Raw genomic sequence first — 14,733 nt, forward strand, 5'->3', positions numbered from 1 at the left:
TCGATCCCTCCAGTGTCCCCTATCCGAACACACGCCGGTTCACCCGCCTCCGGCCGCGGATGGTTGACTGGACGGATGCCCGCCGCCTGGACACTCCGCCCCGCCACCATCGACGACTCGACCTGGATGGCCGAATTGCGTGCCGTCGTCATGCGACCCGACCTCGAGCGCCTCGGCCGCTACGACGAGACCCGTGTGCGTCAGCGCTTCCTCGGCGGATATCGACCGGAACACACCTCGGTGATCGAGGTCGACGGCGTCACGGCCGGGCTGGTCGCCCTCCGCCCGGAACCCGGCGAGCGGTGGGTGGAGCACTTCTATCTGGCGCCCGAACACCAGGGCGCGGGCCTCGGCACCGCGGTGCTCACGCAGCTCCTGGCCGATGACGGTGATCCGCGCCCGTTCCGCCTGAACGTCTTGCAGGGCAGCCCGGCCCGCCGCCTTTACGAGCGCCACGGCTTCACGCTCGAACGCGAGGACGAGGTCGACGTCTGGATGGTCCGCGGCTCGACAGCAGGAGATCGGCACGGCAGCAAAACGTTCGGCTGAGTGACGTCCTGCCACCGCGCGGATCTCCTCCTGCGACGCCGGCACCGGCACCGGCTAGCGGGTGAGCAGCGCGACGCCCGACCAGCTCACGCGGGCTGGCGGACCGTGGTGACGATGTCGACGAGGTGCGGGTCGGCCGGCGCGGAGCCGAAGCCGAAGCGCACGGGCGGGTCGAGTCGGGCGAGGGTGCCGAGGTCGGCACCGGACCAGCTCGCGGTGGCGGCGGTGATGCGGCGGGCGCCGGTCACGCCGTAGTACTCGCGTCGACCGTTGCCGGCGGAGCCTGCCGTCCGGGCGCCGGGTTGGAGCACGCGGGCGAGGGGGTCGATCGTCTGCAGCCAGACCGGGTTCACGGCCACGGGTTTGGGGACGACCCGGAGCGCACGACCGAGCGGAGAGCTCCCGCCGATGCGGAGGGTCGTGTCGAGCGGACCGCCCACGAAGCGGAGCCCCGTCGGTAGGCGGGTCCAGCCGACGGTGCCGATCTCGACGTCGTCGAAGGTGTACGTGGAGGAGATGAAGTCGGCGATCTCCTGGGTCGGCGCGAGCAGCAGGCGTTTGCCGCGGGAGTCCTCGATCATCGCGTCGGCGAACGAGCCGAACGGCGAGGTGGACCAGAGCCCGAGGACGATGCGGACGCCACCCATGGTGCCGTAGCCGGCGATCCTCCCGGAGAAACGAAGGTCGGTTGCAGGCATGGGATCACCCTAGTCGCCCCTCCTGCGGGAGTGTCCGTGAACGGGGGTCCACGGCCCGGCCCCCGTGCCGGTGGACAGGCGCGGGGGCACCACCCGGTTGACGAGGTCGGCGCGATCCGCTTCCGTGGGAACATGCCGACCTCGCTGCTCCTCCTCGCCGACACCCACCTGCCGAAGCGGGCGAAGGTCCTGCCCGACGCGGTCTGGGCCGCCGTCGACGCAGCAGACGTCGTCGTCCACGCGGGTGACTGGGTCGACGAGGCGACCCTCGACGCCCTCGAGACCCGAGCTGCCCGCCTCGTCGGTGTCTTCGGCAACAACGACGGCCCAGGTCTCCGCGCGCGCCTTCCCGAGGTCGCGCGCTTCGAGATCGACGGACTGCGGTTCGCCGTCGTCCACGAGACGGGGGCGGCGACCGGTCGCGAGCGACGGGCCGACGAGGCCTTCCCCGACACCGACGTCCTGGTCTTCGGACACAGCCACATCCCGTGGGACTCGGTCTCGCCCGCCGGCCTGCGTCTGCTCAACCCCGGGTCGCCGACGGACCGCCGTCGTCAACCGGAGTGCACGATGATGACCGCGCGGGTGACCGACGGCACCCTCACCGACGTCCGCCTGCTTCCGGTCCCGCGAACTGTCACTCGACGCTAGTCCGAGCGGCTGGAACTGTGCCGGAGTGACAGTTCGCGGGCCACGGGTGCCGGACGGTCGACGGTGCTGCTCAGTTCCACGACGCGGTGCTCACGACCGGCGACGATGATCGCCTCCATGATCTCCAACACGTGGAACGCGAGGTCACCCGATGCCCGATGCGGTCTGTCCTGTTCGATCGCCTCGGCCAGGTCCGACAGGCCCACCCCGCGCCCGGCGTCGACGAAGCCGGCGCTGTCGGGGACGGCACGCCAGGTGCGGTCGTCGGCCGTCGCGATCTCCACCGGGTCCGAGAACCGGTTCGGGTCGGGCACGGCGACCGTCCCGCCCGTCCCGTAGACCTCGAAGAGCGGCACGCGGCTCGCCCACACCTCGAACGAGACCGTCACGGTCGAGACCACCCCGTTCGCGTGCTCGAGGATCGCGGTGACGTGCGTGTCGACCTCCTCGTGCACCGGGATCGGCGTCCCGGCCAGCGCTCCGGTCGCGACCGACCGCTCACGATCCGACCGCGCGACCGCGCCCGACACCCGCACGACGGGACCGAAGAACGACACGAGGCTCGTCAGGTAGTACGGCCCCATGTCGAGGAGCGGTCCGCCACCCGGCTGGTAGTAGAACGCGGGGGCCGGGTGCCACAGCTCGTGTCCCGGGGCGCTCCAGGCGACGGCTGCGGCGATCGGCCGACCGATGGCGCCGCTGTCGAGCACGGCGAGCGCCGTCTGGACCCCGGACCCGAGGACGGTGTCCGGCGCGCTGCCGACGCGGAGGCCCTTCGCCGCCGCGAGCTCGAGCACCGGTCGTGCCTCGGCGGTCGACAGCGCGAGGGGCTTCTCCCCGTAGACGTGCTTGCCGGCCTCGAGGGCCCGGAGCGCGACCTCGGCGTGCGCGGCCGGGATGGTGAGGTTCAGGACGACGTCGACCTCGGGGTCGGCGAGCAGTTCGTCGACGCTCGACGACCGCACGCCCTGTTCGGCGGCGACCTCCGCGGCGCGGGCGAGGTCGAGGTCCGCGACGACGACGAGCTCGAGGTTCGGGAGCTTCGGGAACTCGGCGAAGTACTGCTTCGAGATGTTGCCGACGCCGATGACGCCGACCCGGAGGACGGACCCTCCCGTGCTCTCCGATGACCCGTTCAGCGTGCTGCCCACAGCAGGCCCCTTTCGATGATGGTGCGGACGTTCGGGTCTTCGACGATCTCGATGCGGTGGCCGGGCGCGGACACGAAGATCCTGCCCTTCCCCCACTGGCGGGTCCAGATGGCGGGCGCCGTGACGGGACGGTTCCACGCGTCCCAGGGCCGCACCTCCTGCGTCGTCGTCGCGAGGACGTCGTTGTACTCGTCGCTCAACACCCAGTACTGCTCGGTGACGAGGTCGAAGTCCTCGATCCCCTCCGTGATGGGGTGCGTCCGGCCGTACTCGGTGATGTGGACGGTGTAGGGGATGTAATTGTCGGACTGCTCCCCCGTCCGCTCGGCCGGGTCCTTGCCGGCGTGATGCGCGAACTGGCCACCGATCATGTGGAGGTAGTCGGCGTTGTTGCGGTACGAGTCCGCGATCCCGCCGTGCCAACCGGCCATGCCCGTCCCGTTCAGGACGGCGCGTTGCAGGCCGGCGAACTCCTCCGGCTCGATGGTGTTCATCGTGTTGATCTGCACGATGAGGTCGACCGTGTCGAGGTAGTCGGTGTCCGTGTAGACGGTGGTCCCGTCCTCGACGCGGACGGTGAACCCGTTCGCCTCCAGGAAGGGGATGAAGGCCGCGGTCGTCTCGACGGGCATGTGCCCGTCCCAGCCGCCTCGCACCACGAGCGCCTGCTTGTCAGTCATGTGTTCCTCTCAGGGGGTGGTTCGGTCTCCGGTCGACTCGCGACCGGCACTACTTGCTGAAGCCGGCGGTCATGCCACTGATCAACTGGCGTCGGCCGAACAGGTACAGGATGAAGATCGGCAGGGTCGACAGCACCACGGCGGCGAGCACGGCCGGCACGTTCACGCTGAACGAGCCCTGGAACGTCCACAGCGACAACGGCAGCACCCGGTTGCTCGGCGACTGCGTGAGCACGAGCGGGAACAGGAAGCCGTTCCACACGTTGAGCGCGTTGTAGAGCGCGACGGTGACGATCGCCGGCCGGGCGAGCGGGAGGACGAGCGAGACGAGGGTCCGCCAGCTCGACGCGCCGTCGACGGTCATCGACTCGAACAGCTCCTTGGGGATGTCGCGGATGAAGTTCGACAGGATGAGCACGGTGACGGGCACCGCGAAGCCGATCGACGGCAGGATCAGCGCCAGGAGGGTGTCGTAGAGTCCCGCCTTGCTGAGCATGTAGAACAGCGGGATGATCGTCGCCTGCAGCGGGATCGCGAGGCCCAGCAGGAAGAACGAGAACGCTCCCCGCGTGAACCGGGAGTTGGTGCGCACGATCGCGTACGCGGCCATGAGGCAGACGAACACGGTGACGGCGACGCTCGCGACGGTGATGACGACGCTGTTGCCGAGGTACAGGAAGAAGTCGCTCTGCAAGACGAGCGCGTAGCCGTCGAGGGTCGGGTCGGTGGGCGGGATGAGCTGGTTGCTCGAGAAGAAGCCGGCCTGCGGGCGCACGCTCGTGATGACGATGTAGTAGATCGGCAGCACGATGATGAGCAGCCAGATCCAGGCGCCGATCCCGCCGATGATGTTCGGCTTACGGCGGGCACCGCGGGGGCGCCTGCCTCGCGTCTCGTGCTCGCCCGGGCGTCCGCGCTTGGACCCGGCGGTCGAGACGCTGACCGTGTCGAGGCTCCCGGTCGGGAGTGCACCGGGCTTCGTGAGTGGGTTGGTCGCTGACATCAGAGGCCCTCCTGCTGACTGTCCATCTTGGCGAAGCCGCTCAGCTTGGTGAGCAGCAGGGCGATGGCGAGACCGATGACGGCCAGGATGATCGCCATGACGCTCGCCTGCCCGAACTGGCTCGCGGAGAAGCCCGTCACGTACATGAGGATCGGGAGGATGCGGGTGCCGGCGCTCGGAACACCGCCGGTGAGCACGAAGATCACGTCGAAGTAGGTGAGCGAACCGATGATCATGAGCGTCGACGACGTCACGAGCGTGTACCGCAGCTGCGGGAGCGTGATGTGGAAGAACTGCTTGACCGTCCCCGCACCGTCGATCTCGGCCGCCTCGTAGAGGGACGCCGGGATCTGCCGCACGCCACCCTGGAAAAGGAGCGTGTGGAAGGGCACGAACTGCCACGCGATGATGAAGATCACGACGAAGAGCACGAGCTGCTGGTTGCCGAGCCAGTCCTGCTTGAGGAACGGGATGCCGAGCGACGCCGACAGACCGAAGTTCGGGTCGAGGATCGCCTTGAACGCGATGGCCGTCGCCGCCGACGACAGCAGGAGTGGCAGGAAGAAGATCGCGCCGAGGACGGCCCGGTTGCGCTGCTTGCCGGCGGTCCAGGTCCCGAGCAGCAGGCTGATCGGTGTCTGGACGATCCAGGAGATCACGATGACCTTGAGGGTCAGGACGAGCGCGTCGATCGCGACCGGGTCGACGAGGACGGAAGCCCAGTTGTCGAGGCCGACCCACGCGGGGTCGGTGATCGCGTCCCAGCGGGTGAAGCTCAGGTACAGGGCGACGATGAGCGGGATGATCGCGAAGACGAGGAAGAAGCCCAGCGCCGGCGCGACCATCCAGCCACTGGGGCCGGTGCGGCGGCGCATCGCTGCCGCACCGGCCCCTCGGGCCCCGTTCAATGGACGGGTGACGGTCATCGGGAGATCACTGTCCGATCGTCTTGTTCATGTTGTCGGAGAACTCCTGCGGGGTGATCTGCAGGTTGAACAGCTGGTCGAGGTTCGTCAGCAGCGCGGTCGCCTGTGCCGGCGGGAGCGCCTGGTCCCACGACATCTGGAAGTTCTTGGCGTTCTTCGTCAGGTCGTAGACGGTCGTGCCGAAGTCGCCGCCGGCGTCCGCGATCTCCGAGTCGATGTCGGTGATGGGCGGCACCTGGCCGGCCTTCACCATGCGGTCGATGTAACCCTTGTCGAACACACCCTCGGTGAGGTACTTCAGCGCGCTGGCCTTCTGCTCCTTCGTCGCCGAGGCGGAGATGGAGAAGTACCCGGACGGGTTGCCGACGATGTTCGACGGGTCGCCCTTGCCACCGGTGACAGCGGGGAAGGTCGTGTAACCGAGCCCCTTCTCGGCGAACTCGGCCGCCTGCTGCTTGAAGGTCGTCATGACCCAGGCGCCCTGGAGCATCATCGCGGCCTTGCCCGTGTAGAGCAGGGCCACGTCGGCGTTGCTGTCGGCGGTGACCGAGGCGTAGCCGTCGACGAACGCGCCGGCCTTCACGAGCTCCTGGATCTTCTCGTTCGCCTCGATGATGCCGGGGTCGCTCCACGCGTCGGCCTCGCCAGCCATGATCTTGTTGAAGGCCTCGGGTCCGGCGACGCGGTCGACGAGGTACTCCTCCCACATGAGCGACGGCCACTTGGAGGCACCGGCGAGCGAGAACGGGGCCACGCCTGCGGCCTTGAGCTTGGGGATGGCGTCGACGATCTCGTCGAAGTTCGTCGGGACCTCGACCCCGGCGGCCTTCAGGACGTCCTTGTTGTAGTAGAACATGATCGGCGTGGTGGCGTTCATCGGCACCGCGTAGACCTTGTCGTCGATGACACCCTGGTTCCAGACGGACTCGAGGAACTTGCCCTTCGCGTCCGCGGTCTCCGAGGTGATGTCGGCGACCTTGCCGGCGTCCACATAGGAGTTCAGGGTGCCGCCCGCCCAGCTGTAGATGATGGTCGGGGCGCTGCCCGCGCCGACGGCCGTACGGATCTTGGTCTTGTAAGCGTCGTTCTGGAAGTAGGTCGCGGCGACCTGGCCGTCGGCGTTGGCGGCGTTCCACTCCTTGAGCGACGGGCCGAGGACGGTGTCCTCGTCGGTGCCGGTGAGGCCCCAGAGGGAGGCACTACCGCTCGGGGCGCCGCCGCCGCTGGAGCAGGCGGTCGCGCCGAGCATGAGGGCCGAGACGCCGAGGGCGACTGCGGCCAGTCGGGTCCGGCGGCGGGATGAAGTACGAAGCGTCATTGCGTTCTCTCCTTGGTGGGTGCTGCTGCTGATGGTGCGATGTGGTCGGGTCAGTCGGTGGGCGTCCAGGCGCTGCCGTTCGCGGCGCTCGACTCGACGGCGCGCAGGACCCGCTGGACCTGCAGCCCGTCGGCGAAGGACGGCTCGGGATCGGTGCCGCCGGTGATGGCCTGGACGAGGTCGCGCACCTGGTGCGAGAACGGGTGCTCGTAGCCGATGCCGTGGCCGGTCGGCCACCAGGCGGCCATGTACGGGTGCTCCGGCTCGGTGACGACGATGCGCGTGAAGCCCTGCCTGCCGGCGGGAGCGGTGGCGTCGTACACCTCGAGCTCGTTCATCCGCTCGAGGTCGAAGGCGATGGCTCCGCGCGATCCGCTCAGCTCGATGCGGAGCGCGTTCTTCCGGCCGGTCGCGTAGCGGGTCGCTTCGAAGGCACCGATCGCGCCGTCCGCGAGTCCGCCCGTGAGCTTCGCGGTGAACCAGGCGGCGTCGTCGACGGTGACCGCGCCGCGTTCCTCCGAGGCGGTCCCGCTCAGGCCGATGGTCTCACCGAGGAGCGGTCGCTCGGTGACGAAGGTGGCGAGCGTCCCGCTGACGGTGTCGAGTCGGGCGCCGGTCAGGTGCTGCACGAGGTCGATGGCGTGCGCGCCGATGTCACCGAGCGAGCCGGAGCCGGCCTGGTCCTTGTCGAGGCGCCACGTCATCGGACCCTCCGCGTCGCTCAGCCAGTCCTGGAGGTAGAGCGCGCGGATCTGGCGGACGTCGCCGAGCGCGCCCTCCGCGATGAGCTGGCGGGCGTACCCGATGGCGGGCACACGACGGTAGCTGAAGCCGACCATGGAGCGGACGCCGCGGGCCCTCGCCGCCTCGGCCGCGGCGACCATCAGCTCCGCCTCCTCGACGCTGTTGGCGAGCGGCTTCTCGCAGAGGACGTGCTTGCCGGCTTCGAGGGCGGCGATCGCGATCTCGACGTGCGAGGAGCCGGGGGTGCAGACGTCGACGATGTCGATGGACGGGTCGGCGATGACGCTCCGCCAGTCGGTCGAGGCCGACTGCCAGCCGAACTTCACGCGGGCCGCTTCGAGCGCTTCGGCGTTGCGGCCGACGATCGTCGCCATGACCGGTTCCGCGTCGAGGTCGAAGAAGCGCGGTGCGGTGCGCCAGGCCTGCGAGTGTGCGGCTCCCATGAAGCCGTATCCGATCATCGCGACCCGGAGTTCCGGCCGTCCGCTTCCCGCCATGTGCAACGCTCCCGAGCTGCTCGCGCAGCTGCGGCCCCGGGGTTCCGGATCGCTTCGCTGCGGTGCCCTGAAGCTAGCCCCGCCGCCTGTCTGCCCGCAACTTCCCTATCCCGCATTGGAAACTTTTCGCACCCATCGCCCACCAGCCCATCCCCACCCTTACCCGCGAACTGTCGCTCCGGCACAGTCCCGACCGCCGGGACGAGCGGCGAGTGACAGTTCGCGGGCTAGGGGGTGGGCGGGGCAGCGGTCGAACCCCGGACGACGAGGGAGGTGGCGAGGTCGAGGCGGATGTTGTCGACCGTCTCGGACCGGAGCTTCAGCACCAGGCGGGTCGCCTCCTCGGCCATCTCGATGAGCGGCTGCCGGATGGTCGTGAGAGCCGGGCCGACCCACTTGGCCGGCGGGACGTCGTCGTACCCGACGACCGACAGCTGCTCCGGGATCGAGATCCCGAGCGAGCGCGCCGCCTCGTAGACACCGAATGCCTGCATGTCGTTGCCGGCGAAGATCGCGGTCGGTCGGTCCTCGAGTTGCAGCAGTTCGAGCGCCAGGACGCGTCCGGCCTCCGGGATGAACTCCCCGCGGCGCAGGATCGTCTCGTCGAGCGGGATCCCGGCCTCCTCGAGCGCGGACCGGTAGCCCGAGACCCGCGCCCGCGAGCACATGAGGTCCTGCGGGCCCGAGATCAGGCCGATCCTGCGGTGTCCGAGCTCGATGAGGTGGCGCGTCGCGGCCATCCCACCGGACCAGTTCGTGGAGCCGATGGCGGCGACCTCCGGCCCCGGGTCCCCCGCCGGGTCGACCACGACGACCGGGATGTTGCGCGTGTGGAGCTGGCGCCGGTACGCCGGGTCGATGTCCGAGAACACGAGGATGACCCCGACGGGCTTCCGCGAGATGATGCTCTCGACCCAACCCTCGCCGGTCGATCGCCGAGCGCCCGTCTCGGTGAGGGTGACGCTCATGCCGTGCTGGCGCGCGACCTTCTCGACACCGCGGATGATCTCGAGCGACCACGAGCTGTCGATGTACTCGAAGACGAGCTCGATGAGCGAGCCCTGCGCGAGCTCGGCACCGCGGCGACTGTACCCGTGGCGGTCCAGCAACCGTTCGACGATCTCCCGGGTGTCCGGCGACACCCCCGGCCGCCCGTTGAGCACCTTCGAGGCGGTCGACACCGACACGGAGGCCTCCCTGGCGATGCGCGACAGGGTCGCGCGCCCGCCACCGGCACCGGGTCCAGCGGTCTGCACCGCGAGGTCGTCGCTCATCCGAGTCCTCCGATCCCGCTCCGTCGGGCCGGGCGGCCGTCTCTCCAGCGAGAAGTTCTGCCCATGCTAACGAAATATTTCGCGACCTTCGACGGTGACGCGAGGCCGACGATCTGCTACTCTCGACTATAAGTTGTGGTTAACAACAAATCATCCACTCACCAACGACGTTGAAGGACTGCACGCATGAGCCTCACCCCCACCAAAGCCGATCGGTTCTCCTTCGGCCTCTGGACGATCGGCTACAACGGGACCGACCCGTTCGGTGGCCCCACCCGCCCCGACCTCGACGTGGTCGAGGCCGTCACCCGCCTGAACGACCTCGGCGCCTACGGTCTCACCTTCCACGACGACGACCTCTTCGCCTTCGGCTCGACCGACGCCGAACGCCAGAAGCAGATCGACCGCCTCAAGCAGGCGCTCGCGGACACCGGCGTCATCGTGCCGATGGTGACCACCAACCTGTTCAGCGCGCCCGTGTTCAAGGATGGCGGCTTCACCTCCAACGACCGCGCCGTCCGACGCTTCGCCCTCCGCAAGGTGCTCCGCAACCTCGACCTCGCCGCCGAGCTCGGCGCCAAGACCTTCGTCATGTGGGGCGGCCGCGAGGGCGCCGAGTACGACTCCGCGAAGGACGTGCAGGCGGCGCTCGAGCGCTACCGCGAGGCCGTCAACTTCCTCGGCGACTACGTCACCGACAAGGGCTACGACATCCGCTTCGCGATCGAGCCGAAGCCCAACGAGCCCCGCGGCGACATCCTGCTCCCGACGCTCGGCCACGCGATGGCGTTCATCGAGACCCTCGAGCGCCCGGAGCTCGTCGGCATCAACCCCGAGGTCGGCCACGAGCAGATGGCGGGCCTCAACTTCACCGCCGGCATCGCCCAGGCGCTCTACCAGGGCAAGCTCTACCACATCGACCTCAACGGCCAGCGGGGCATCAAGTACGACCAGGACCTCGTCTTCGGTCACGGCGACCTGCAGAACGCGTTCTCGCTCGTCGACCTCCTCGAGCACGGTGGCGTGAACGGCGGCCCCGCGTACGACGGCCCGCGTCACTTCGACTACAAGCCGAGCCGCACCGAGGACATCACCGGCGTGTGGGACTCCGCAGCCGCCAACATGCGCATGTACCTGCTGCTCAAGGAGCGCGCCGAGGCGTTCCGCGCCGACCCCGAGGTGCAGGAGGCGCTGGCCGCCGCCCGCGTGCCCGAGCTGCGCGAGCCGACGCTCAACCCCGGCGAGACCGTCGAGCAGCTGCTCGCCGACCGCTCGTCGTACGAGGACTTCGACGCCGACGCCTACTTCGGCGGCAAGGGCTTCGGGTTCGTCCGCCTGCAGCAGCTGGCCGTCGACCACCTCATGGGCGCGCGCTAGCCGACACCCGCGAACCTGGCGTTCCGTCTCCTGATCCGAGAGGATCGGGGGCGGAACGCCGTTCCGCGTTCCACCCCACAGCAGACCCGGCGGTCACCCGACCGCCCACCACCGAGAACAGGGAGAGCGATGACGCTCGTCGCCGGCATCGATTCGTCCACCCAGAGCTGCAAGGTCGTCATCCGCGACGCCGAGACCGGAGCGCTCGTCCGCGAAGGTCGTTCGGCGCACCCGGCCGGCACCGAGGTCGACCCGGCCGCGTGGTGGCAGGCGCTGCAGGAGGCGGCCTCCGCCGCAGGCGGATTGGCCGATGTCGCCGCGGTGTCGGTCGCGGCCCAGCAGCACGGCATGGTCGCGCTCGACGTCGACGGACGCGTCATCCGTCCGGCACTCCTCTGGAACGACACCCGGAGCGCGCAGGCCGCGACGGACCTCATCACGGAGTTCGGCGCTGCGGAACTCGCCCAGCGGACCGGGTGCGTCCCCGTCGCCTCCTTCACGATCACGAAGCTGCGCTGGCTGCGCGATGCCGAACCCGCGAACGCCGCCGAGGTCGCCGCCGTCGCGCTCCCCCACGACTGGCTGAGCTGGCGTCTGCGCGGCTTCGGTCCGGCAGACGAGAGCCCACTCGGCGCGGACCTCGCCGAACTGACGACCGACCGATCCGACGCCTCCGGCACCGGGTACTGGTCGCCCGCCGACGGTGAGTACGACCGCGAGCTGCTCGTCGCAGCGCTCGGCCACGATGCGATCCTCCCGCGTGTGCTCGCGCCGGAGGAGTCGGCCGGTACCGGTGTCGACGGTGGCATCATCGGGCCGGACACCGTCATCGGGGCGGGCGCCGGTGACAACGCGGGAGCCGCCCTCGGGCTCGGGGCGACGGCCGGCGACGTCGTCGTGTCGATCGGGACGAGCGGGACGGTGTTCGCCGTGACGCCGGCCGTGGTCCGCGACAGCTCGGGCACCGTCGCCGGGTTCGCCTCCGCCGACGGCGCGTTCCTGCCGCTCATCGCGACGCTCAACGCCGCCCGGATCCTCGACGCGGTGGCCGCGCTACTCGGCGTCGACCACGCGGAACTCGGTCGACTCGCGCTCGAGGCCCCGGCCGGAGCGCGCGGTCTCGTGCTCCAGCCGTACTTCGAGGGTGAGCGCACGCCGAACCAGCCGGACGCCACGGCGACCCTCTTCGGCATGACCCTGGAGTCGACGACGCGGGAGGGGCTCGCCCGGGCGGCGATCGAGGGGCTGCTCTGCGGACTCGCCGACGGTCTCGACGCGGTGCTCGCGCAGGGCGTCACGGCGGAACGGGTCCTCCTCATCGGCGGAGCGGCGCAGAACCCGGCGGTGCAGGCGATCGCCCGCGAGGTCTTCGACGTCCCGGTCGTCGTACCGGCACCCGGGGAGTACGTCGCCGACGGCGCAGCGGTGCAGGCGGCCTGGGCGCTCAGCGGGACCCGTCCGGTGTGGACCGTGGTGGGAGCCGGCGACGGTGCCGACCAGGCGGACGCAGTCGCTGCGGACGCCTCCGGGATCGCCCGCGAGCAGTACGCCGCCCGAGCCTGAGCCGGTACCGGTCGCCGAGCCGACCCCTCCCGGTCACTGAGCGAACATCCACCGGTCACTGAGCCTGTCGAAGGGCCACCGCGGAATCTTCCGCGAGGCGGAGACGTTGGCGACGGTATGCGATCGATCGTCTACTCCACCAACGGTGACCCGTCCGTCCTCCACCTCGTCGAGCGCGAGCTCCCCGAGCCCGGCCCCGGCGAGGTCCGTGTCAAGCTCGCGTTCTCCGGCGTCAACCCGACCGACTGGAAGACGAGGCGCGGCGGCGGCCCCTCGGGTGGCATGCCCTTCCCTGAGGTCGTCCCGAACCTCGACGGTGCCGGCGTCATCGACGCGGTCGGCCCCGCTGCCGGCGACGCGGCGACCACGACCACCTTCGCCGTCGGCGACCGCGTCTGGGTGTACCTCGCTGCACACGAGAGCCCGCTGGGCACGGCCCAGGAGTTCACGGTCCAGCCCGCCTCCCGTGTGGTCCCCCTGCCCGACGCCGCGTCCTTCGAACTCGGCGCCAGCCTCGGTGTCCCCGCGATGACCGCGCACCGTGCACTCACCGTCGCGCAGGATGGTCCGACCCGCCTCACCCCCGGTGCCCTCGACGGTCGGACGGTCCTCGTCCAGGGTGGCGCCGGCGCCGTCGGCAATGCCGCGATCCAGCTCGCGCGCTGGGCCGGCGCGACGGTCATCACCACCATCAGCAGCGACGAGAAGGCCCGCCTCGCGACCGCCGCGGGAGCGCACCACGTCGTGAACTACCGCGAGGGCGACACCGCCGCGGCGATCCGCGAGGTGGCGCCTGACGGCGTCGACCTCGTCGTGGAGGTCGCGATCGCGCAGAACCTCCCCCTCGACCAGGCGGTCCTCGCCCCGCGCGGCACGGTCGTCAGCTACGCGAACAACGGCGGTGACTCGATCACGCTCGACATCCGTCCGCACATGGGGCTCAACACGCGGCTCCAGTTCATGCTGCTCTACACGGTCGGCGACGCCGCGCTCCACGCCGCCGCTGAGGACATCACCGCCGCGATCGAGGACGGCGCGCTCCACGTCGGCGAAGACCACGGTCTGGCGCTCACGGTGTTCCCGCTCGCCGAGACGGCTGCGGCCCACGCCGCCGTCGAGGACGACACGGTCGGGAAGGTCCTCATCGACGTCACCGCATGACGTACGTCACCGCCGGGTGACGTGATCAGGGGCGGTACTGGGTGGCCAGTGCCGCCCCTGCCGCGCGCAGGTGGACGAGCGGTTCGGCCATCGCCGCCTCGACGCCGCCGGCCAGCTCCGTGAGCGAAGCCGCCGCGAGGAAGATCCCCTCGGTGGGCGCCTGGATCGCCCCGGCGACGAGCATGGTCCGGTCCGCCGCGAGCCCGGCGACCCAGGAGGCGACCTTGCCGTCGGCCGTCTGGTCGTCGAAGCGGCCCTCGCCCGTGATCACGATCGACGCCGCGGCGGCCGCCTCCGTGAGGGCGATCGCCTCACCGACACCACCCGCGCCCGAGGTGGCGGTGGCGCCCCACACGAGGAGGCCGAAGCCCGCACCGCCCGCGGCACCGGCGCCGGGTTCGACCGCTGCCGCGTCAGCGAGGTCCTGGCCGAAGGCGTCCTGGGCTCGACGCGCGAACCGCGCGAGGTTCGCGTCGAGGACGGGGACGTCCGTCGCGTCTGCCCCCTTCTGCGGTCCGAACACCGCTGCGGCGCCGCGGTCGCCGAGCAGCGGGTTGGTCACGTCGCTGAGGATGACCGCACCGTCGGCCGGCAGCGCGCGGAGGCCGGTGGTGTCGATCCGGTCCAGGGTCGCCAGCCCCGCATTGCCGTGCGCCGTCGAACCGCCGTCGGCGTCGATCAACCGGGCGCCCAGCGCGGACAGGAGTCCGGCTCCACCGTCCGTGCTGGAGCTTCCGCCGATCGCGAGCAGCAGTCGTCGCGCACCGTGGTCGAGGGCGGCTGCGATGGCCTCGCCGAAGCCGACGGTGTGCGCTGCGAACGGCTGTAGGGGGTCGAGGAGGGTCAGCCCGCTCGTCTGCGCCAGTTCCACGACCGCGGAGCCGTCGGGCAACTCGAGCCATTCGGCGTCCACCGGGTCGCCGACCGGGCCGGTGACCGTGATCGGGTGCCGACGCGCTCCAGGCACGGCGGCCGCGAATGCGTCGAGCGTGCCCTCGCCGCCGTCGGCCATGGGAAGCGACTGCAGGAGGTCATCCGGCCGGACGGTCCGCCACCCGTCGGCGATCGCCTCGGCGACCTGCGCGGCGGTCGCCGTGCCCTTGAACGAGTCCGGTGCGATGACGATGTGCTGGGTCATGTC

Annotated in this window: 14 protein-coding genes; 5 read left to right on the forward strand and 9 right to left on the reverse strand. The window is 70.3% G+C overall.

Translation table 11 applies throughout. The features are described from left to right. Positions 1–75: 75 nt before the first annotated feature. On the forward strand, positions 76–549 hold the full coding sequence (locus AC4PMY_RS11925; RefSeq protein WP_491622823.1) for a GNAT family N-acetyltransferase: 474 nt from the start codon (positions 76–78) through the stop codon (positions 547–549). An 86-nt stretch (positions 550–635) separates the two neighbouring features. On the opposite strand, the gene AC4PMY_RS11930 is transcribed toward AC4PMY_RS11925, so the two are convergent. Then, entirely contained in the window at positions 636–1,247 is a 612-nt protein-coding gene (locus AC4PMY_RS11930) for a hypothetical protein (protein WP_491622824.1), read from the reverse strand. Between the two features lie 132 nt (positions 1,248–1,379). Here AC4PMY_RS11930 and AC4PMY_RS11935 point away from each other — a divergent pair, with 132 nt between their 5' ends. Continuing rightward, positions 1,380–1,898 (forward strand): metallophosphoesterase family protein, encoded by a 519-nt coding sequence (locus AC4PMY_RS11935; protein WP_491622825.1) that lies wholly within the window; start codon positions 1,380–1,382, stop codon positions 1,896–1,898. Here the strand turns inward: AC4PMY_RS11935 and AC4PMY_RS11940 are convergent. The 7 genes from AC4PMY_RS11940 to AC4PMY_RS11970 form a co-directional block, all read right to left on the reverse strand. Continuing rightward, positions 1,895–3,049, reverse strand: a complete 1,155-nt coding sequence (locus tag AC4PMY_RS11940) for a Gfo/Idh/MocA family protein (protein WP_491622826.1) — start codon at positions 3,047–3,049, stop codon at positions 1,895–1,897. The genes AC4PMY_RS11935 and AC4PMY_RS11940 overlap by 4 nt on opposite strands. Next, on the reverse strand, positions 3,034–3,729 hold the full coding sequence (locus AC4PMY_RS11945) for a ThuA domain-containing protein (protein ID WP_064295003.1): 696 nt from the start codon (positions 3,727–3,729) through the stop codon (positions 3,034–3,036). The genes AC4PMY_RS11940 and AC4PMY_RS11945 overlap by 16 nt, the downstream gene beginning before the upstream one ends. Before the next feature lie 49 nt (positions 3,730–3,778). Beyond that, the gene (locus AC4PMY_RS11950) at positions 3,779–4,732 is read right to left on the reverse strand and encodes a carbohydrate ABC transporter permease (RefSeq protein ID WP_079003217.1); all 954 of its coding nucleotides are present in this window, start codon (positions 4,730–4,732) and stop codon (positions 3,779–3,781) included. Further along, entirely contained in the window at positions 4,732–5,658 is a 927-nt protein-coding gene (locus AC4PMY_RS11955) for a carbohydrate ABC transporter permease (RefSeq protein WP_071258845.1), read from the reverse strand. The genes AC4PMY_RS11950 and AC4PMY_RS11955 overlap by 1 nt, the downstream gene beginning before the upstream one ends. Positions 5,659–5,665: 7 nt before the next feature. Beyond that, complete coding sequence (locus AC4PMY_RS11960; protein WP_491622827.1) at positions 5,666–6,976, reverse strand: extracellular solute-binding protein; 1,311 nt, start codon at positions 6,974–6,976, stop codon at positions 5,666–5,668. A gap of 50 nt (positions 6,977–7,026) precedes the next feature. Next, positions 7,027–8,217, reverse strand: coding sequence for a Gfo/Idh/MocA family protein (locus AC4PMY_RS11965; protein WP_491622828.1), 1,191 nt, complete (start codon positions 8,215–8,217; stop codon positions 7,027–7,029). A gap of 227 nt (positions 8,218–8,444) precedes the next feature. Continuing rightward, positions 8,445–9,491, reverse strand: a complete 1,047-nt coding sequence (locus AC4PMY_RS11970) for a LacI family DNA-binding transcriptional regulator (RefSeq protein WP_491622829.1) — start codon at positions 9,489–9,491, stop codon at positions 8,445–8,447. A 186-nt stretch (positions 9,492–9,677) separates the two neighbouring features. On the opposite strand from AC4PMY_RS11970, the gene xylA reads away from it, so the two are divergent. From xylA to AC4PMY_RS11985, 3 genes are all read left to right on the forward strand, one after another. Further along, entirely contained in the window at positions 9,678–10,868 is a 1,191-nt protein-coding gene (xylA, locus tag AC4PMY_RS11975; protein ID WP_064295008.1) for a xylose isomerase, read from the forward strand. Positions 10,869–10,997: 129 nt separating this feature from the next. Then, a complete protein-coding gene (gene xylB / locus AC4PMY_RS11980) occupies positions 10,998–12,431 on the forward strand; it encodes a xylulokinase (protein WP_491622830.1) in 1,434 nt (477 codons plus the stop codon). A 117-nt stretch (positions 12,432–12,548) separates the two neighbouring features. Next, the gene (locus AC4PMY_RS11985) at positions 12,549–13,592 is read left to right on the forward strand and encodes an NADPH:quinone reductase (RefSeq protein WP_064295010.1); all 1,044 of its coding nucleotides are present in this window, start codon (positions 12,549–12,551) and stop codon (positions 13,590–13,592) included. A gap of 25 nt (positions 13,593–13,617) precedes the next feature. Here the strand turns inward: AC4PMY_RS11985 and AC4PMY_RS11990 are convergent, their stop codons facing one another. After that, positions 13,618–14,730 (reverse strand): glycerate kinase, encoded by a 1,113-nt coding sequence (locus AC4PMY_RS11990; RefSeq protein WP_064295011.1) that lies wholly within the window; start codon positions 14,728–14,730, stop codon positions 13,618–13,620. Positions 14,731–14,733 lie beyond the last annotated feature (3 nt).

Source organism: Plantibacter sp. MDV22-iso1, assembly GCF_058408345.1.